The sequence below is a fragment of the Marinobacter sp. G5_S1_61_S3 genome (assembly GCF_054968585.1).
Genome location: NZ_JBQKUK010000018.1, coordinates 1 through 19,895 on the forward strand (window position 1 = coordinate 1; position 19,895 = coordinate 19,895).

The 19,895-nt window shown below is 57.8% G+C and carries 17 protein-coding genes and 1 riboswitch; of the genes, 11 read left to right on the top strand and 6 right to left on the bottom strand.

Annotated elements, in window-relative coordinates; translation table 11 throughout:
• Positions 1-62: 62 nt before the first annotated feature.
• Complete coding sequence (gene thiC / locus ACTRWH_RS16885; protein ID WP_462826662.1) at positions 63-1,940, bottom strand: phosphomethylpyrimidine synthase ThiC; 1,878 nt, start codon at positions 1,938-1,940, stop codon at positions 63-65.
• Between the two features lie 74 nt (positions 1,941-2,014).
• Positions 2,015-2,129, bottom strand: a riboswitch (TPP riboswitch).
• Positions 2,130-2,287: 158 nt separating this feature from the next.
• Between thiC and ACTRWH_RS16890 the strand changes: the two genes are divergently transcribed.
• Positions 2,288-3,667: a TolC family outer membrane protein gene (locus tag ACTRWH_RS16890; RefSeq protein ID WP_085681609.1), complete on the top strand. Its 1,380-nt coding sequence runs from the start codon at positions 2,288-2,290 to the stop codon at positions 3,665-3,667.
• Between the two features lie 61 nt (positions 3,668-3,728).
• Here the strand turns inward: ACTRWH_RS16890 and waaA are convergent, their stop codons facing one another.
• The gene (gene waaA / locus ACTRWH_RS16895; RefSeq protein ID WP_462826664.1) at positions 3,729-4,997 is read right to left on the bottom strand and encodes a lipid IV(A) 3-deoxy-D-manno-octulosonic acid transferase; all 1,269 of its coding nucleotides are present in this window, start codon (positions 4,995-4,997) and stop codon (positions 3,729-3,731) included.
• Between the two features lie 172 nt (positions 4,998-5,169).
• Between waaA and lpxL the strand changes: the two genes are divergently transcribed.
• The 4 genes from lpxL to ACTRWH_RS16915 are packed head-to-tail and all read left to right on the top strand — an operon-like array spanning position 5,170 to position 9,235.
• The gene (gene lpxL / locus ACTRWH_RS16900; protein ID WP_462826665.1) at positions 5,170-6,120 is read left to right on the top strand and encodes an LpxL/LpxP family Kdo(2)-lipid IV(A) lauroyl/palmitoleoyl acyltransferase; all 951 of its coding nucleotides are present in this window, start codon (positions 5,170-5,172) and stop codon (positions 6,118-6,120) included.
• Positions 6,121-7,068, top strand: coding sequence for a mitochondrial fission ELM1 family protein (locus tag ACTRWH_RS16905; RefSeq protein ID WP_085681612.1), 948 nt, complete (start codon positions 6,121-6,123; stop codon positions 7,066-7,068).
• On the top strand, positions 7,065-8,180 hold the full coding sequence (locus ACTRWH_RS16910) for a glycosyltransferase family 4 protein (protein WP_136634094.1): 1,116 nt from the start codon (positions 7,065-7,067) through the stop codon (positions 8,178-8,180). The genes ACTRWH_RS16905 and ACTRWH_RS16910 overlap by 4 nt, the downstream gene beginning before the upstream one ends.
• Positions 8,177-9,235 (top strand): glycosyltransferase, encoded by a 1,059-nt coding sequence (locus tag ACTRWH_RS16915; RefSeq protein WP_462826667.1) that lies wholly within the window; start codon positions 8,177-8,179, stop codon positions 9,233-9,235. Before ACTRWH_RS16910 ends, ACTRWH_RS16915 begins: the two co-directional genes overlap by 4 nt.
• Here ACTRWH_RS16915 and ACTRWH_RS16920 read toward each other — a convergent pair.
• Positions 9,159-9,869, bottom strand: coding sequence for a GDSL-type esterase/lipase family protein (locus tag ACTRWH_RS16920; protein ID WP_462826668.1), 711 nt, complete (start codon positions 9,867-9,869; stop codon positions 9,159-9,161). The two genes, ACTRWH_RS16915 and ACTRWH_RS16920, sit on opposite strands and share 77 nt — an antisense overlap.
• A 60-nt stretch (positions 9,870-9,929) precedes the next feature.
• Between ACTRWH_RS16920 and ACTRWH_RS16925 the strand changes: the two genes are divergently transcribed.
• The 5 genes from ACTRWH_RS16925 (at position 9,930) to ACTRWH_RS16945 (ending at position 14,643) form a co-directional block, all read left to right on the top strand.
• Entirely contained in the window at positions 9,930-10,598 is a 669-nt protein-coding gene (locus ACTRWH_RS16925; protein ID WP_462826669.1) for a YrbL family protein, read from the top strand.
• A 91-nt stretch (positions 10,599-10,689) separates the two neighbouring features.
• Positions 10,690-11,598, top strand: a complete 909-nt coding sequence (locus ACTRWH_RS16930) for a lysophospholipid acyltransferase family protein (protein WP_136634098.1) — start codon at positions 10,690-10,692, stop codon at positions 11,596-11,598.
• Between the two features lie 111 nt (positions 11,599-11,709).
• Positions 11,710-12,540, top strand: a complete 831-nt coding sequence (locus ACTRWH_RS16935) for a glycosyltransferase (RefSeq protein WP_462826671.1) — start codon at positions 11,710-11,712, stop codon at positions 12,538-12,540.
• Positions 12,537-13,718 carry a glycosyltransferase gene (locus ACTRWH_RS16940; RefSeq protein WP_462826672.1) on the top strand — a complete coding sequence of 394 codons (1,182 nt, stop codon included), beginning with the start codon at positions 12,537-12,539 and terminating at the stop codon, positions 13,716-13,718. Before ACTRWH_RS16935 ends, ACTRWH_RS16940 begins: the two co-directional genes overlap by 4 nt.
• Positions 13,711-14,643 carry a sulfotransferase family protein gene (locus ACTRWH_RS16945; RefSeq protein ID WP_434050276.1) on the top strand — a complete coding sequence of 311 codons (933 nt, stop codon included), beginning with the start codon at positions 13,711-13,713 and terminating at the stop codon, positions 14,641-14,643. Before ACTRWH_RS16940 ends, ACTRWH_RS16945 begins: the two co-directional genes overlap by 8 nt.
• On the opposite strand, the gene ACTRWH_RS16950 is transcribed toward ACTRWH_RS16945, so the two are convergent.
• From ACTRWH_RS16950 to ACTRWH_RS16960, 3 genes are read right to left on the bottom strand one after another with little or no spacing between them, the layout of a single operon-like run.
• Positions 14,622-15,404 carry an NTP transferase domain-containing protein gene (locus ACTRWH_RS16950; RefSeq protein ID WP_462826673.1) on the bottom strand — a complete coding sequence of 261 codons (783 nt, stop codon included), beginning with the start codon at positions 15,402-15,404 and terminating at the stop codon, positions 14,622-14,624. The genes ACTRWH_RS16945 and ACTRWH_RS16950 overlap by 22 nt on opposite strands.
• Complete coding sequence (locus tag ACTRWH_RS16955; protein WP_462826674.1) at positions 15,392-16,039, bottom strand: gamma-glutamyl-gamma-aminobutyrate hydrolase family protein; 648 nt, start codon at positions 16,037-16,039, stop codon at positions 15,392-15,394. Before ACTRWH_RS16955 ends, ACTRWH_RS16950 begins: the two co-directional genes overlap by 13 nt.
• A 1-nt stretch (position 16,040) precedes the next feature.
• The gene (locus ACTRWH_RS16960) at positions 16,041-19,124 is read right to left on the bottom strand and encodes a PEP/pyruvate-binding domain-containing protein (protein WP_228210939.1); all 3,084 of its coding nucleotides are present in this window, start codon (positions 19,122-19,124) and stop codon (positions 16,041-16,043) included.
• 105 nt (positions 19,125-19,229) lie between these two features.
• On the opposite strand from ACTRWH_RS16960, the gene ACTRWH_RS16965 reads away from it, so the two are divergent.
• Positions 19,230-19,895, top strand: coding sequence for a hypothetical protein (locus ACTRWH_RS16965; RefSeq protein WP_085681624.1), 666 nt, complete (start codon positions 19,230-19,232; stop codon positions 19,893-19,895).

Below are 19,895 nucleotides of genomic sequence, written 5' to 3' on the forward strand. Positions count from 1 at the left end.
TCGTTTTCTGAACGGGGCCACCACCCTGGCTCACGCTCCGAACCAAGCAGTCTTACAAAAGGTCAAACCTTGTCATAAAGCTTGGACCCAGCCTCCACAAACTCCCGGGATTTCTCCTTCATGCCAGCATCCACCGCCGACACCTCGTCGAGGCCATTTTCCTTGGCATACTCCCGAACTTCCTGGGAAATCTGCATGGAACAGAACTTCGGGCCGCACATGGAGCAGAAGTGGGCCACCTTGGCGGAGTCCTTCGGCAGGGTTTCATCGTGGAAGGCACGAGCGGTGTCCGGGTCGAGGCCGAGGTTGAACTGATCTTCCCAGCGGAACTCGAAGCGGGCTTTGGACAGCGCGTTGTCGCGGATCTGGGCACCGGGGTGGCCCTTTGCCAGATCAGCGGCATGAGCTGCGATTTTGTAGGTGATGATGCCGGTCTTTACATCGTCCTTGTTGGGCAGGCCCAGATGCTCCTTCGGGGTAACGTAGCAAAGCATGGCACAGCCGTACCAACCGATCATTGCCGCGCCGATACCGGAGGTGATGTGGTCGTAGCCAGGGGCAATGTCCGTGGTCAGTGGCCCGAGTGTGTAGAACGGTGCCTCATCACAGCATTCCAACTGCTTGTCCATGTTTTCCTTGATCAGCTGCATGGGCACATGGCCCGGCCCTTCGATCATTACCTGAACATCGTGCTTCCAGGCAATCTTGGTGAGCTCACCCAGGGTTTCGAGCTCGCCGAACTGGGCTTCGTCGTTGGCATCGGCAATGGAGCCGGGACGCAGGCCGTCACCGAGACTGAAAGCCACGTCATAGGCTTTCATAATTTCGCAGATGTCTTCGAAGTGCTCGTACAGGAAGCTTTCCTGATGATGAGCCAAACACCACTTGGCCATGATGGAGCCGCCACGGGACACAATGCCAGTGGTACGCTTGGCCGTCATTGGCACGTGATGCAGGCGTACGCCGGCATGGATGGTGAAGTAATCCACGCCCTGCTCTGCCTGTTCGATCAGCGTGTCGCGGAAAATTTCCCACGTCAGGTCTTCGGCAGCGCCGCCGACTTTTTCCAATGCCTGGTAGATGGGCACGGTGCCGATGGGAACCGGCGAGTTGCGGATGATCCATTCACGGGTTTCATGGATGTTCTTGCCGGTGGACAGATCCATGATGGTGTCAGAACCCCAACGGGTGCCCCAGGTAAGCTTTTCGACTTCTTCCTCGATGGAAGAGCTGACCGCTGAGTTGCCGATGTTGCCGTTGATCTTCACCAGGAAGTTGCGGCCGATGATCATCGGTTCTGTTTCCGGGTGGTTGATGTTGTTGGGAATAATAGCCCGGCCGCGAGCAACTTCGTCCCGTACAAACTCAGGGGTAATTTCCTGGGGCAGAGACGCTCCGAATGATTGGCCCGGATGCTGGTCTTTCAGGAGCCCCTGCTCCCGGGCTTCCTGCAGCTTCATATTCTCGCGAATGGCGATGAATTCCATTTCCGGCGTGATGATCCCCTGGCGGGCATAGTGCATCTGGCTGACGTTCTTGCCGGGCTTGGCCCTCAGCGGCTTGCGCTCGTCCATAAAACGGAGTGGGTCCAGCAGAGGGTCTTTCATCCGGCGACGCGTGAATTCAGAGGTGTAATCGGATAGCTGCTCTACATCTCCGCGCTCCTCAATCCAGGCGGAACGGATGGGCTTGAGTCCCTTACGCAGATCAATAGTGGCTTCAGGGTCGCTGTACGGACCGGAGGTGTCATAAACGGCGACGGGCGCATTTTTCTCGCCACCCATGTCGGTCGGCGTGTCGCCCACAGTAATTTCCCTCATGGGCACCCGAATATCAGGTCGGCTACCCTGTACGTGGATTTTTCGGGACTGGGGCAGCGGCTTGATGGCTGCAGAATCGACTTTTGCTGAATCGCTGAGATAGGAAGGTATTGTTGTCATAGTGCGTCCCCGGGTTGATTAGGTATACGGGTCGCGCATGACGGGCAGTGATCACAGAACGGTTCTGTGTCGTTGCAGCATATTGTCTCAAATCCCTACGCCGGTATTATCCGGATCAGGTTGCGGGTTCTGCATGGCAATCTCAGCCGGCGGTCAGATGTTCTGACGCCAGCACCCCGTCAAGACGCGAAATCAATGTAATTGACACTTACAATCAGTGCCGACTGCAAGTGTAGAGCTCAGGCCGATTATTGTCCATAATGGCGAGCCTGAAACGCTCAATGGTTATCTGAACATATGTGGCCAGGTATTCCAACACGCCGGGTGATTCACTAACAGGAGACATCATGAAGAAACGACTGCTTTCCGGGCTGATTGGACTGCTCGCAGCCCAGCCTGCACTATCCATGGATCTGGTTGAGACGTACGAGAAAGCACTCTCCTATGATTCCGGCATTGCAACCGCCCGCGCCACGTTTGAAGCTCAGCAGGCAGCAAGCGATGTCAGCCGTAGCAACCTGCTGCCGCAGATCGGTGCCTTTGGTGAAGCCAGCCACACCGACGTGGACGGCCCCAGCCAGGACGCGGCATATAAAACCTACGCCTACGGCGTCGAGCTGACCCAGCCATTGTTCCGAGCCGACACCTGGTTTAATTACGACGCCAGCAAATTCCAGACGGAAGCCGCGCAGGCCGAATACAACCTGGCTCAGCAGCAGCTGATTCTTGACGTCGCCACCGCCTATTTCAATGTCCTCAGGGCGGCAGACACCTTAACCACTGCCCGCGCTACCGAGGCGGCCATTCAGCGTCAATACGAGCAGGCACAGGAACGCTTTGATGTGGGACTGATTGCCATTACCGAAGTGTATGAGGCTCGTGCCAGCTATGACGACAGCAAGAGCCAGCGTATCGCTGCAGAGAGCGACCTGGATATCGCCCGCGAACAACTGGCACGATTGACCGGCGAGTACACTGAAGACCTGAACAACCTGCGCCGGAACTTCCCCCTCGGCCGCCCGGAGCCCATGGACCCTTCAGCCTGGGAAAACACCGCACTGAGTCAGAACTGGCAGATCCAGTCAGCCCTCTATGACCTGAACACCAGCGAGGCCAACCTGAAGAGCGCGAAAGCCGGTCACCTGCCAACGCTTGACCTGAATGCGTCCTACGGCAACACGGAGATTGATGGGCTGGAGCAGCCAACTTTGACACAGGGCCAGCGCGATGGCACAACGACCGAGGGTCGCATCGCCCTTACCCTCAACGTTCCCCTGTATATGGGCGGCGGAACCCAGGCCGGCGTGCGACAGCAGCGCTCCCAGGTGACGGTGGCGGAGCAGTCGCTAGAGACAGTACGTCGGGATGTCCGGGTAAACACGCGCAGCCTGTTCCGTACCGTGAATACCAACATCGAGTCTGCCTCTGCGCTGGAACAAACCATCATTTCCCGCCGTAGTGCATTGGATGCCACCCGCGCCGGTTACGAAGTGGGTACACGGAACATCGTGGAAGTGCTGGATGCGGAACGGAACTATTACGTGGCATTGCGTGACTTTGCCAATGCCCGTTATGACTACGTGATTAACACCCTGAACCTGAAACAGGCGGCTGGCACCCTCAGCCCTCAGGATCTGGTAGACCTGAACAACTGGCTGAGCGCATCAGCACCGGGGATTGAAGCCATGGCTAACGAGCAGGAAACCATCGACAACCCCTCCCAGTAAACTGATGAAAATCAGGCCGGGGCACCATGCCCCGGCCAATACAAAACACCGGTATCACGCCTTAGACCCGCTCAACTATCCCATCAACCACTTTCTCGAGCGCACCACGGTTGGCATTCACAACCGCCAGCGCGTTGTGACCCGCGTTTTGCGCAGAAGCTCTGTCCGAAAAGAGATGAACAACGCACCGGGCAAGAGACTCCGCTGAATCCGTAATAAACAGACCCTGTCCTGAATCAAGGCGGTCGTAAATGTTTTCGAAATTGAATATGTGCGGCCCGGAAACAACGGGTATTCCCCAAGCGGCTGGCTCCAGCGGGTTGTGGCCGCCACGTTCAATCAGCGAGCCGCCCACAAAGGCCACATCGGAGGCGCCGTAAAGCATTAGCAATTCACCCATGGTGTCACCAAGATACACCTCGCGCCCTACCTTTCCGCCCCCGTCACTTCCTGACTGGGACCGACGGACAAGAGAGAGCCCCATGGCGTCAATGAGCCTGGCCACATCATCAAAACGCTCTGGATGCCGCGGCACAATCATCAGCAATGCGTTCGGGAAATGCTGGAGGATTTGTTGGTGAGCCTCCAATATCTGGCGATCCTCACCGTCGTGGGTACTGGCTGCAATCCAAACCGGACGGTCAGCGCCCAGCGCCGCCCTCAGCCCCGAAGATTCGGCGCGTACTTCGTCCGAGACCTCAACATCAAACTTGATACTGCCGGTCACCGACACCGATTCCGGCGTGGCCCCAATACGCAGGAACCGGCCAGCGTCTTCCTCTGCTTGCGCGGCTATCCAGCTAATACTGCGGAGCAGCGGGCGAACCAGTGACGCCACCCGCTCATATCCCCGCGCGGAACGGCTGGAAAGGCGCGCATTAATGAGGAAAATGGGCACTTGGCGTTGGCGACTAAGAGCAATCATATTGGGCCAAAGCTCAGTTTCCATAATCACAAGCGCCCGGGGCCTTACGCGGCCAACAAACCGGCGCACCGCACCGGGTGTGTCATATGGTGAGAAAGCATAGTGGACCCGGTCACCGAACAAAGCCCTGGCTCGGGCCGAGCCGGTCGGCGTCATCGCGGTCATCAATATGGGGATATCAGGATTACGCCTCAGCAAGGCTTTCACCAGGGGGGCGGCGGCAATGGTTTCACCCACCGATACGGCATGAACCCATATGACCGGCTCATCGAAGGCCTCCACGTACCCCAGGCGCTCCTGCCAGCGCACGAACGCTTCAGGATTGGCACGCCCGATCCACCACAACCGCAGCAACACAAACGGCAGCGCGATGCGGAAAAAAAGGGAGTAGAAAAAATGAAGCATGGTAACTCCGGCCGGGTCGATGCGGCGATCATTCTACATAAAGCGGTGGCCGGCGTCTGCGACCTGGAATTCATGATTTTCCGCAACTTGCGGATATTGCGGCTTTAGCCGGAGATAATGGCCCTGCTAAACTCCGGTTCTTGCCGTTAAAAATCATCAGGGACTGACACGAGTGAAGACCGCTAAACAGAGAACTCGCGACACCCGCTATACCAGCTACCTACATCCGCGCTGGTGGCCAACCTGGATCGGGGTCGCTGCCATGTGGCTGGGCGCCCAATTGCCACTGAAGTTACAATGGTGGCTGGGAAAACGGATTGGTGACATCGCCTATCGCTTTGCCGGCCATCGCAAGCAAATCACCGATGTGAATATTCGCCTGTGCTTTCCAGAGTTATCCGAAACGGAAAAGCAGACACTGGTGAAGGCGTCATTCCGCGCCAACGGCATCGGTGTCATGGAGATTGGGCTGGCCTGGTTCCGCAGTCCCACCAGCTTCATGCCCATTACAGAAATCCACGGCCTTGAACATGTCGACGCTGCGCTTGCCAGAGGCAAGGGCATCCTGTTGCTGGGCGGTCACTACAGCACCCTTGACTTGGGGGGCGCCCTGGTCACCGAATACATTGAGGCCGACGTGATGCAGCGCGACCATAACAACCCATTGATGAACGCGGTGATGACCCGCGCCAGGGAACGTCGTTATGGGGTGGCACTGGACAGCCGGAACCTGCGCGGCCTGCTCAAACAGCTCAAAAACAACCGTATCGTCTGGTACGCCACAGATCAGGACTACGGCCGCAAAGGCATCGTTTTTGCCCCATTTTTCGGAGTGCCTGCGGGGTCCATCACCGCCACCTCGCGCATAGCCGACCGTAGCGGCTGTGCCGTGGTGCCGTTCAGCCATTTCCGACGGGAACACGCTCCAGGGTACGATATCTACTTCCATCCTCCACTGGAGAACTTTCCTTCCGGAGATGACATGGCGGACGCCACATTGGTAAACAAAACCATCGAAAACGAAATCCGAAAACACCCGGACCAGTACCTCTGGATGCATCGCCGCTTCAAGACCCGTCCTTCCAGGGAAGATCCCAACCTGTACAGCAAGGACGCAAACTGAATGCGCTCCCACACGGGTTCACCCGCCCCGGTTGTCTGGCTACTGACCGATAATAAGCCTGGCCATCACAACCAGCTGAAAGGGTTGGGCAACCGGCTTCGGGTGCTGGCTGGCGCCAGCGTGAGTGAAATTGATGCGACCGAAGCGCCCCCGCCCTTGTGGCGGGCGCTGCTTGGCGTTGCGCCGGCCATGGATAAAGCCCTGGGAAGACCAAACCTGATTATCGCAGCCGGCAGCGGTACTCATCGCCTGTTGTTATCCCTGCGGCGGCTCCGAAAGGTAAAAACCGTGGTTTTAATGAAACCGGGCTTCCCTCTCAGCTGGGTCGATGCGGCCATCATTCCAGAACACGATAAGGTCCCCCCAGCCAGACATGTCCTTGCCACCGAAGGTGTCATAAACGCAATCACGCCCCTGGCCAGAATTACCGACAAACCCGAAGGCCTTGTTCTCGTAGGCGGCCCCTCACCCCATTTCGACTGGGATGACGACGTTATTCTCGGACAGTTATCCCAGCTAATGGGTCGCTACCCGGAATGGCGCTGGACGATCAGCGGCTCTCGCCGTACGCCCGAAAACCTGTTGATGCAACTGAACGACCTGGCAGGCCCGAAGGTCACGGTCGTGGATTCCAAGCGAACGCACGCCAGCTGGCTTCCCCACCAACTCGCCGCCTCCCGCGCGGTGTGGGTCACACCAGACAGCGCCTCCATGGCCTGCGAAGCTGCCACCTCCGGCGTGCCTACGGGTCTGTTTGAGCTCGCGCCCAAGAATAACAGCCGGGTCGCCCGGGGCATGGCCAGCCTGGTAGAGAAAGGGTACGTTGCGCACTGGAGTGACCATGCCTCGGTTATGGCTGGAAAATTGCGCGGATCGCAGGAGCTTTGGGAGGCTGATAGGGCCGCAAGGTGGCTGATTGAACACTTTTTAAGGGGAGGCAAACGTTGAGGATTCTGCAGGCGTTACCCGCGCTATACAGTGGCGGGGTGGAACGAGGCACCGTGGAGTTCGCCGCCGACCTGGTGAAACGTGGGCACGAGTCCTATGTGGTTTCGAAAGGCGGCCCCATGGCGGAGCAGCTTCGTGGGCAAGGCTCGGAACACATTTTCATGCCAATACACCGGAAGAACCCGGCGTCATTCGGACAAATCCTGCCCATGCGCAAGCTGCTTCTGGAGCTGAAACCGGACATCATACATGTCCGCTCCCGTATGCCCGCCTGGATCATCTTCCTGGCTCTGAAGACCATTCCAGCCAACCAGCGCCCGGCCGTCGTCTCAACCTTTCACGGCATGTATTCCGTGACCCCCTACAGCGCCATCATGACCCGGGCTGATCACATCATCGCCGTGTCCGGTTGTGTTCGGGATTATGTGCTGAACAAATACCCGGTGCCAGAAGAAAAACTGACCGTCATCCAACGGGGCGTGGACGTGAGTGCTTTTCGACAACGGGAGCTCAGCCCACAATGGCTGGACCGCTGGTTCCGGCAGTACCCACAATTGGCCCAGAAAAAGATCATCATGATGCCCGGGCGCATTTCCCGCTGGAAAGGCCAACTGGACTTCCTGGCCATGATGGCGCAGCTGGTGCAAAAACGACCGGACTGCCACGGCATCATTGTCGGCGGCGCTGAACCTGGCAAGGAGCAGTTTCTGGAGGAGCTGGAAAAGGAACGTGCCCGCCTGAACCTGACCGACAAGGTGAGTTTCCTCGGCCAGCGCAACGATATGACCACCCTCTACCTTCTGGCGGACGTGGTCTGCCACATGTCCACGAAACCAGAACCTTTCGGCCGCACCGTTACCGAAGCCCTGGCCTCCGGCACACCGGTGGCCGCCTTTGACCGAGGTGGCGCAGCCGAAACACTGCGCGCTTGTTTCTCCGACGGATTGGTACCGCCAGACAATATAGAAGCGTTTGCCCAGACCGCGCTCGCCCTCCTCGACAATCCCCGACCTGAGATAGAGATACCGTGGCGGTTCCAACTGGAAGCACAGACCGAAACTACGCTGAAGGTCTATGAGAACCTTCTTGCGCGGAGGCCTGCGCACCAATGAATGCGCAAGGCCCGCTGACAATCGCGCTGATCATCGCCACACCCGGCACAGGCTGGGGCGGTATGGAAACGCACACAGCCGACCTCGCGAACGCCCTCTCGACAAGAGGCCACACCGTTCACGTTCTGGCACACAGCCACTACAGCGAACGCTTCGCCTCGCCGGTTTGTTTCCATCCACTGCCCGTGCAGCTCGGCCGACGCAACCCCTGGCTGCACTACCGCCTGCGGCGACAGCTTCGCTCCATCCACCCGGATATCGTTCATGCCCAGGGCAACAAGGCCGCTAACCTGGTCAGTTCAGTCCGTCATCTGAACAGTGCAACAGTGGGTACGCTTCATGGCACCAAGCGCTCCCATAAGGGATTTGAGCGGCTGGATGGCGTGATTGGTGTCAGCCGTGATATTACCGACACCATTGCCCACGCCAATGCTCGGCTGATCCACAATGGCTTACCGCCTGTGGACACCTCCGGCGAAGAAAAGACGGAGGCCCCGACCTTCGAAATTCCTGCAGATCGCCCTCTCCTGTTAGCCGCAGGCCGTCTGGAGCCGGTAAAACAGTTCGACCGGCTGATTCGCGCCTGGGCCAGGGCCGACTGCGATGGCAGTCTGGTTATCCTGGGTGATGGTAGCCAGCGTGCCCAACTAGGCACCCTGATTCAGGAGCTGGACGTCTCAGACCACATACTGCTTCCAGGCCACGAGCTCCATATGAAGCCCTGGCTCCAAGCCGCCACCGCCTGCATCATCAGCTCCAGCCGCGAAGGTTTTCCTTATATCATGGTGGAAGCGCTGATGGCAGGTTGCCCGGTATTGTCAACGCCAGTCAGCGGAGTGGGGGAATTCCTGCCTGAACAGAGTATTGCCGCGTCTGACCGCGTTGAGGATATCGCCACACTGGTTCGCACCAATCTCCGCAACCCGATGGTTATGAGGGATTCCCAAAACAGCAGTTTCCTGTGGGCCCGGGAGCAACTCAGCCTTGAGGCGATGGTATCGAAGACTGAGGCCTTCTATCGGGACCTGTTGGCCAGTATGTCGACAGCGCGCTGATCACCGTATCCGCCAGGAGTCGATGCCCAGTTTCGGTAAGGTGGGTTCCGTCTGCCATCAAGGACTCGGCTTTCTGCTGCCATAATGGGTGGTAGGCATCAGCAAAAAACGCATTTGGCTCACGTTCGGCTAACTCTCGCAGGCCCTCATTGTAGCGCTCAATGCGCGGGTTCCGGGGTTCGTCGAGGTTCGGCGGCGTGGACACCAACGCGAACAGGGTGTCGGGGGCCGAGCGCAACACACGCTCAATGTTGCCAAGATATTCATCCAGCGGCACCTGCTCCACCGCGCCCCAACGATCCTGCAGGTGGAGACGCCGGGCCCATTTCTTCAGCTTTTTGACGAGCTTTCGGGCAAGCTTCCTGCGGGGGCTGTCCGGGTAATAAAGCACGTAGGGCGCACCACGAAAGGTGAGCCAGGAATCAACAAGCCCGTACTGAATAAACGCCAATTGATAGCTCCTGGGCGGGAAGGCCTCAGCATACTGAAGCAGCTCACGGGTTGTGCTCATGGTATGACCACAATTGGTGAGCGAAAGACCCAATTGCTTCGCAACGATCTGCGGCCAGACCGGTTCATGATAGTCTTTCAGGCCCTCGGTATTACAATCACCGTAGGCAATACAACCGTTCATAACGTGGCTTCCCGAGGCTTCCGTTGCACAAGGCAATAAAACGAGATTCGGATACGATCCATGATTGACCTGTCAGGCATTGAGCCATTCGCCTCTGGCTACAACCGACACTGCTACCGGCATCCGGATGATCCGGCATTGTGTCTCAAAGTAACGCGGCCTGAAAACATCGAAGTGCGTTTCCAGCGCCAGTCCTGGCCAAAGAAAATGCTCGGCAGAGCGAGGATTGATGACAACCGCCAGGAACTCCGGGCGCATCAACAGCAAGCCATTCGGGCGCTGATCAACGACGGCCACGACGAACTGGTCTGGGCGCACCTGCCGCAATTTCATGGCGCGGTAGAAACCTCGCTCGGCCTGGCAAACATGAGTGAGCTCATCTTCGATGACCACGGCCTACCGGGCGAAACGCTCGAACACTACCTGAAACACCGAGGGTTTGATCAACCGATTCAGGACGCTGCAGACCGCTTCTGCAACTGGTTACTCGAAACCGGAATCCTCACCCGGAACCTGCTGCCCCACAACTTGGTGATCGCCGACAGGGGCGGACAACCGGAGCTGTTTCTGGTTGACGGGCTCGGCGCTCCCACCATCCCCGACAAATTGGCCACCCTCTCCGCTTGGCGAAAGCGATACATTGGCCGTCGTATCCGGCGCTTTTACCTGAGAATTGGCTGGGAAACCGGCGACCGAAGCACCAGCTGGGAAGCCTCACAGAGGCTGTAATGGCCAGCGGTGACATTCATCAACCTTGCCGCCCACGCCGGATGGTGGTAGCTTCCGCTCATCCTGTTTCCTGTTGATAGTCCTCTGGATTATGGCGTTTTCCAAAGCAACGTTTCTGATTACCGCTCTCCGGCTTGCCGGTAAACTCCCCCTGCGTGGCGCCCAGCTTATCGGGCGCTTCCTTGGCATGATCAGCTGGATGTCCAGATCCCAGTACCGCACGGTTACCGACATCAACCTGAAAATCTGCCTGCCGGAGCTGACGGACGACCAACATGATCGAATGGTGCGCTCCAGCCTGCGGCACACCGGCCAGACCATGATGGAAATCCCCCTGATGTGGGAGTGGCCAGTGGAACGCTGCCTGGGCCTGATCCGCGAGATCGAAGGCGAAGAACTGCTCGCAGAGGCAAAAAAGGACGGCCGGGGGCTGTTGCTGCTGGCACCGCATCTCGGCAACTGGGAGCTCACCGGGCTTTACTTTTCCTCCCGGTACCGCATGGCGGCCCTCTACAGCCCGCCCCATATTCGGGAATTCGAGGATTACATGATCCAGGTTCGCGGGCGCATGGGCTCGGAGCTGGTTCGAGGTGACCGTCGCGGGCTGGCAAGACTGATCACCCTGCTTCGAGAAGGTGAGGTCGCCGGCATCCTCCCGGACCAGAGTCCAAGAGGCAAAGGCAACGCGTATGCCCCCTTCTTCGGCATGGAAGTGCGCACCATGACCCTGGTCTCGAAGTTGTTGCAGAAGTCCGGCGCCAAACCCCTGGTCACGTACTCCGAGCGCCTGAAAGACGGCGAAGGCTTCCGGCTGGTGATTCGCGAGTGCGAGCCTGGCATTGCCGACCCGGACCCGGTGACCGCCACAACTGCCCTGAACAAATCCATTGAAGATGTGGTACGGGAAGTGCCGGAACAATACCAGTGGGAATACAAACGCTTTCGCCATCGACCACCCGGCCTCCCCCACCCTTACCGGCCCGGTAGAGTGTGTAAGTAATTCCCCCCTTACACAGCCGGTGCCCGCGGAGTACTAAAACTGTATAATCCGCGTACCGAAGCAGTCTCCAAGACTGTCTTGTTTTACCTGAATAAAGGCCGGGCCGGATCCATGTCACCAGAACGCATTGGCGTAGTCATCACTACCTACAATTCCCCACTATGGCTGAGCAAGGTTCTGACGGGCTATGAAAACCAGAGCCAGCCGGACTTTCGGGTGATCATTGCTGATGACGGGTCAACCAACGAGACCCGCGACCTCATCGACCGGTTCCGCGAGCGCGGTATCCTGCAGATCGACCACGTGTGGCACGAGGACGATGGCTTTCGCAAGTGCCAGATCCTCAACAAGGCCATCCGGGAAACCGACTGCGACTATCTGATCTTCACGGACGGCGACTGCATCCCGGAACCGGACTTCATCGCCACCCATCAACGGCTGGCCGAGCCGGGCGTGTTCCTGTCGGGCGGATACATCAAACTCACCATGCCGGTTTCAGAAGCGATTTCCGACGACGATATCCGCAACGGTGTCATCTTTGACCCCCGGTGGCTGATCAGCAAGGGCCAACCGAAGAACCACAAGCTCTGGAAACTGTCCAGCTCGTCCCTGAAGAAGACATTCCTGAATGCCGTCACGCCCGCTGCCGCCAGCTGGAACGGCATGAACAGCTCCACCTGGACCAAAGACCTGGTTGCGGTTAATGGCTTCAATGAAGACATGCAATACGGTGGCCTGGACCGCGAACTTGGCGAGCGCCTCTGGAACTTTGGTCACAAGTCCCGGCAGATTCGCTACAGCACCGTGTGCCTGCATCTGGACCATGCCCGTGGTTACTCCAAGCCGGAAATCTGGGCGAAGAACCGGGCTATCCGCAAGGCCGTTAAGGACAACCGCACCTTCTGGGCCGAAAACGGCATTGAGAAGAGCCGCACGGCATGACCGAGCAAGGAAGCATGAGAACCCTGGTTGTGATCCACAGCCTGAAAATGGGCGGCATGGAACGGGTGGCTGTTAACCTGGCGGATGCTTTCGCGGACGAGGGCCACGAGAGCCACCTGCTGTCCTGCCGCAATCGCCCCAATGATCTCAGCCCTGCCAATTCTGCCGTTCACCTGCATCACTTCGATCAGTTCCAGGCGTTGATGAAATCGGTTATCGGTATTCCAGTTTTCCTGTTATCCCGCCTTCTACTGGGTGTACTGCTGCCGAAATCCCACTTTATGTGGGTTGGCTGGCTAAGCGGGTGGCTGCTGAAGGTACACATTCGCGGCCTGGAAAAGCGCTTCGGGCGTTTCGACCGCATTGTTTTCCGAGGCCTGGGTACCTTCAAGTATTTCTGGTCGTTCCGGGATGACCGCAATGTGTACGTGCTCGAAAACGTTATTCATTATGATCGCCCTCTGTGGCAGAAAAAGCTGGAATGGCAACTGGTCTTCAATAACCGACACCTGGCTTGCGTTTCCTCTGGTGTGCTGGACTCCGCTCAGGAGGCGTTCAAAAAGGGGGAGATTGAACCGAAAAGCCTGCGGGTGATCACCAACCCCTGCCCGGTGGAGCAGATTAACGCGTTGGCGCAAGAGGCCGACCCGGACATTCCAGCGGAGCCCTATATCCTCAATGTCGCTCGGCTCGTGCCTCAGAAAGGCCACGCCTTGCTGCTGGAAGCCTACAAGCAATCAGGAATCGCTCACAAGCTGGTCATTGTAGGCGAGGGTCCGTTGAAAAACGATTTGGAGGAGAAAGCGAAGGCCCTAGGCATCGCTGACCGCGTCTTCTTCGCGGGCAAACGCAGAAATCCCTACCCCTGGATGAAGCAGGCGGAACTGTTTGTGCTGGCCTCAGAATATGAGGGCCTGGGTATCGTATTGACCGAGGCCCTGGCCTGCAACACGCCGATCATGGCTGTAGAGAGTCGCGGTGGTGTGCGGGATGTGTTCCGTGGTGAACTGGAGGATTTCCTGACGCCACGCACCGTGGATGGTCTGGCAAGCGGGCTCGCAACCGTGGTTAACCGCCTACCGGTCACCGTGAAACCGGAGTGGCTTGCGCCTTTCCGCAGCCGGGTGGTGGTGAGCGACTTTCTCGAATCCCCGGAAAAGCAAAGCCAACATGACTGAGCACGCCCAACCTCTCAATATTCTGGTAGCGGGCATTTATTGGTCCGGTTCCGGTGCTGTAGTGGATTACCTCAAGGGACACCCGGACTGCGTCGTGCCCCGGGGTGAATTTACCGACTTCAAACGGAGTGGACGAATCGGCAGCCTTCTGGAGGCGGTCTCACCCTTCAAGGCAAAATGGCTTGCCAGGATGATGTGGTTCGAAACCGCCATGGGCAAACTGCCTGCAGCACAGCTTAAAAAAGCGCGAGGCGCAGACCAGGCCAAGCTTGCTCCAAAGGAGCAGGTGAGACACAACCAGTTGAAGCTTGAATACCTTGGCCGCTATCGGAAACATTTAGCCAAAGGCGGTGCGCCCTCGGATAGCCGGATATGGAACGATTGGATGCACGCCGTCGGCCAGGCGTACGCTGCTGGGGAAAAGGCCATCGTCTGGAACCAGCCGATCTGGGTCGGCAAACACGAAGGGACCTGGCCCGCTGTCTTTACCCCCTTCAAACTGATCGTGGTTCACCGAGATCCAGTGGATCAGTTTGCCGAAGTCGTCCGCCAGGGCAAGATCGGCAAGCGTAAATCCGACCCCGCGTTCGATGATAGCGAGAACGACGACATTGCCTATGTGCTCAAAGGCATCGCCGCAAAAATGGAAAGCCTGATGGCGCTTCAGGCGCAGTTGGGCGAAAGTTATATGCTTGCAGTGAGCTTTGAACGCTTCGTGAAAGACCACAAAACGGAAGCCCGGAGAGTCTGTGACTTCCTGGATTTCCCGGAAGCGCAACTGCCGTCAGCGCCGTTCAATCCTTCCTACTCCATCCGCAATGTCGGCATCGGAGACACAGACCAGATCCGCGGTATGCTCAAGGATCACCAACCCCTTGTCGACCGACTATATGACCTGAGAACTCAGTTCGATAACGCGCAGTAGGATGCCAACTCACCTTTTTCCGCCATCGAGGAATAGGCTTCCAGTTCATCCGCGGTATCCACTTCCAGCCAACCGTTGTCCACCAGGCAGGCCTTCACCGGCCAACCGGTGTCAATCAGGTGCTGGATAAAGCTCGTCATGTACATGTTATCGAAGTCCTTGCCATCGTAGGTGGCGCTTCGGTCCAGTCTATCGAAAGCATCGAGAAACGCCTGAACCTGATCGCCCCGGATCTTGATCAGTCCCATGTATTGAGCCTGGACCTGGCTGTAATCACTGGGCTTCTTGCCAAGCTCAGTCACAAAACCGGATTCGTTCATAACGAAGGTTTCCGCGTCATCCAACGGCTCCTCCATTCTTAATTGCCACAGGCGCTTCCACTTACGGTCTGCAGCTAGACAAACCGGCGCATCGCAGTCCAGAACGCTTTTCAGAACCGTAGGCTCATAGACGATATCCCCGTAACTGATCAGCAGATCCTCGCCGGGCTTCATCTTCTCGCGCGCGCAAAAGAGCGTGCGGACCATGTTGGTGGTTGCGTACTCGGGATTGAGGACGAGATCACCGCCTAGAGTGTCCAGGTCATCCGACCGATAGCCGCCGATGACGGTAATGCCATTGCTCACTCCGCAAGCTGCCATCGCCGCCATCTGACGATGAAGCAGAGGCTTGCCCGCCAGCGCCACCATGCATTTGGGGCGGTCGTTGGTGTAGGGGCGAAGTCGGGTGCCCTGCCCGGCGGCCAGTATCAGTGTTTGCATGGGGTACCTCTGAAAATACAGTTGAAAAGTTGTTTGTCGCGCTCAGTGAACGGCGCCTCTCGCTCCGGGTGCCACATGATGCCAGCCCAAGGCAGGCTACGATGCACATACGCCTCGATATCGCCTTCCGGGCTCAGCAACTGGGGGATGAGTTCCGCCACCAGACCCTCCGGGGAAACTCCCCAGTTATGGAAACTGTTGACGTCCTGGTAGGGGCGAAACCAGCTATTTGTCTGTTCAGTTGGTGTCACCGCGTGTCGCACGGCGGTATGACCGGAGACCGGGGTAAGCTGCCCGCCCAGCCAGACGTTCATCATCTGCAGTCCCCGACAGACTCCGATAACTGGCCACCTCCGCTCGCGTGCAAGCGAAAGCAGGGTTCGTTCCGCCTCATCTCGCTCTGCCGACGTGTTGATGGCATCAGGCAGGTGAGTGAGATCATTGCCACCCGACAGGATCAGCCCCTCAATTCCCGTCGATGCCAGCCATTCGTTGAGATTGGACAGCGAGTTGGGAATGGGCACGGGCGTGAACCCCTGTGCCTCAAGAAACCGGAACCATTGCTGATCCAGGCAATCCCGGTGCTCACCATAAGACGCAACCACTTCCACGCGCTGACTGATTCCAATGCGCATCTTAACGGATGACCTCAATTCGCTTGTTGACGGGGTCCAGTTCCAGCACGGTTGCCCTCGCCAATGCCTCATACTTCCCCTCGCCTACGCCAATGGCGGCAGGTAGTCCAAACTCTGCGGCCCGTATGGCCATGTGGGAATTGGCACCGCCATACATGGTAACCAACCCGGCAATGCCATGGCCAAACAGCCAGTCATAACCGGGGTCGGCCTGGGGAATCATGGCAATTTTGCCGGACAGGTTACTCCGCTCGTCAGTGGCTCGTTTTTGCAGATCGACGCACTCGGCGGAGATCTTCCCGGCACCCACGAAATTCGCGTGGCTATCAGTGTACAGGAAGGCGTAAAAGTCACTTTCTGACAGCAGCAAGGGGGGTAATTCAACCATAGCCGCTGCCCGGCTGGCCTCATAACCTTCGGTAGCCTGGTCTGCCAGCCAGGAGGCCTCATCGGCCACCGCCACGGTTCCTGACCTCAACGCGGACAGGGCTTCAACGGAAATACACGCCATCTGCTCCCGCGTTACCCCATGACGCTCTCCGTAACCCGCCAGGCAATTCAGGGCCAGAGAAAGATGCCGGGTAAACACAAACTTGGCGTACTCACGGCCCTCGATGGCATTACGCATAAAACGCTCAAGCTGCTCAATGTCACCGGGCAAACCGGCATCTGAAACCGCCTGCGCGAACGTCTGCCTCTCATTTTCCCACGCGTCCAGAGCGATATGGGAACCCGAGTCGGCGTGCAACTCCGACGCTGAACGCTCAATCACCGGAACCAGGAAATGCTCAGGGTTATCGCCATAACAGGGCGAGGTTATGTCGTAGGTACCTGGCCGCAAGTGCCCATATTGTTGGGTGAAGGCGGCCATGGACAATTCTTGACGAGCCACCTTCGCAGCATCGTCGGTAAACCGGTGGGAAACCGTGCGGATAGAGTTGAGGAACGCATCCATGGCGCCCTGGGACAACACACCTTTTTCGACGGCCGACCGAAGCAATGTGATCGCAACAAAGGCACTGCGGGCAAGATGGGCAAACGCCAGGGTTCCGTATCGCCGACACTCTTCAAGCAGCGACAGTGCATCGTCCAGACTGGAGGCATCAGTGTTCCGGAAACACGCCAGCCGCTCTTCGAAGCGGTCAATTACTTGCAGATCCGCGTCGGTTCGAGCGATGGCGCAGGCAGTGATGGTTTTCAATCCCACGCCAAGCCGATCTGCCTCATCGGCATTAAAACCACCCTCGTGGATCAAACGTTCCCGCCAGCGCTCAAAATCCAGCGCGTAGCAGGTAGGCACCACATCAAACTCAACTTTGTCGTGTAGATGCGGGTGGCGACGTAACCACTCCATGTAGAAGTCCACCAGCCGCCCTGCCAAGCCGTCATCCAGGGATTGCGGAATGAAAGAGTTGAAGCTGGCGCGAATATCCACGTAAGGGTGCCCGGCAAACATCCTGAGCAACGGCTGGGGGCGAACGTCCCGATAACCGTATTCCGCTCTCTGGGCTGCCCACACGTCGTCCATGATCAGATAGCGATACAGGCTGGATGCCAGTCGTCCCGGCCGGGTGCCGATGATTTCAGCCGGGTTCCAGTCCGGCATCACACCGAAATAGGCACGCTTGCCGACAACAAATGGCGCTGGAGCCTGCCACTGCCGAAATCGATCCACGGCGTTCGTCAGCAAGCTCTCTGCCGCATCACTCTGAGTGAGCTCGTGCTGAACCGCAATCGGGCGCACCTGAAGGATATGGATCAGGCCACCCTCAGTGATAGCGAATTCCATATCGAGAGAATCGAAATCCAACAGGTCCTCGACTTCCCTCAGCGCTGGCATCAGTCCCGCCAGGTTCTCCGGCACCCGTACCAGCTTCTCCGGAGCATCCCGATGAACAAAGAGGGTTTTGTGATCCCGGCTGGCACCGCTGGTGATGGACTCGGTGCTATTCGTAGTATCGTCGTAATTCACGACATAATACGGAGCCCCCGAGGACAGGGTTTTGGTGAACGCCACACCACTGGCAATCACCTGTTCCAGCATCGGCTGCACCAGAACCTGGTTGTCGGGGTGGCCATCGGGATAGGAGGCAATGACCTTCTCAATGGCGGCTCTAAGCTCGCCTTCACTCTGGCGACTGACATTGAGAACACTGGTGTAAGCGCCAGCGTTGGATACCCCGAACCCGTCCTCTGACAAGGCACTGCTGCGGACAACCAGTTTTTCCGTTTCCGATAGGCGCGCCCCGATCCGGGCGAGTACTTCTGTGTCCAAGTCCTGCCATTCGGCAACCGTAAAGCTGACCTGGTCTTCAATACGACTTCTCGTAACCACGCCCTGCAAACGATGGAGCGTCTGCGCCTTGGTGCCCAGGATAAACCGACTGAGATCGTTCGGCTCGTTCAGTTCTGCCCATCCACCGGCCACATCCACCGCAGCCACACTGAACCCACGAACCCGCAACAGCTCAAGAAGCTGGGTGAGGCTGCCCTTGCGTATGGCTTCCGGAAAATCCGACTGCCCCGCCAGAAAACCCGCAACCTTGGGCTGCAGCCGAACCAGACCAACGAATTCGGCATCGGCCAGTTCGGGAAGGATATCCCGCCCCAAACGGGTGATCCGGCCGCCGTGCACGTTCACTTTTTCACATCGCTGTAAATCCTCTTCAGAGCGCCCCTCAAACCGGTGACGCCAATTGCTGTCCACCAAAACGGCTATATCCGCCTCACTGGAGGATAAAGATTGCACCGCGGAATCCCGAAACAGCACGTCGGAATAGGACACGTAGTGAACGACGCGATCATTCAGTGGCGCTTCCAGCAACGACGCCGCCGCACCGGTGGATTGCCAATGAGGGTTCACAGAATAGTGAAGCTCGGGATAACGCTCGGCAATTTCATCCAGCTGGTATCCGCCCACGAAATGAACGTCGGGCTCTACCGCGCGCATGGAGTGCAATACCCAGTCCAGTACCCGCCTGCGACCGGTTGTGCCCCGGAGCACACTATGCTGTTCGCCGCTGAACGGCTTGCCAGCGCCGAGGATGATGAGGCGTGTCTGGTGTGCTCGCTCCGTTGTTCCCATGAATCAACAATCACTCATTCAATTGACGACAAATCCCCAGATTCCACGAGGGACAAAACCTGATGTAAACTCCGTAGTTTACATCATAGGCGAGCAGACGGCGGCATGGGTATTACCGAAAAATCCAGATTCGAGCAGCTACGAAGGAACTGGAACAGCCGCCTCCGAGCGTGGCAAACGGATCGACAGAACAAGGCATTGTATGGGGAAGACGCGCCGAGGTTTGCCGAACAACTGTGGGTGCCGATTTCCGAGCTTGAATTTGCCGTCAAGGCGGGAAGCTCAAAACAAAGCGGACAAATCATCCGTTCCTGGCCCACCGGGGGGCTGGGGCGCGTCGATCAAACCGTCGCCATAAAGGCGTGTGTAGCCCACTGGCGGGGCGGGTTGTCGTGGGAAGAAACGGGCATTTACGACGCAATGATGGATCAGATACGGAAGCACGGAAAGGTAGACCGCCTCAGGACACTTGAAGACGTTAAACTCCGGTACCGGCAGCTTGATGCCCTATACGAAAGCGTGCAACAAGCAGGGCGCCTGAGCCCCAGAGATGAGCTGATCCCTGGGAACTTCCGGGAAGAGGGAGGGATACTCGTCAACATTGGTCCAGACGGCAAGCCCTACTTCGGCAGGAAAGGCAATCATCGTTTAGCGATGGCGATCGCGGCAGGCATTGACCGCATTCCTGCGCAGCTTGGGGTTGTTCATATCGAGGGTCTACCTGCACTTCCTGATTATCGAAATGCGCCACCGAATGAAACAGCCAACTAA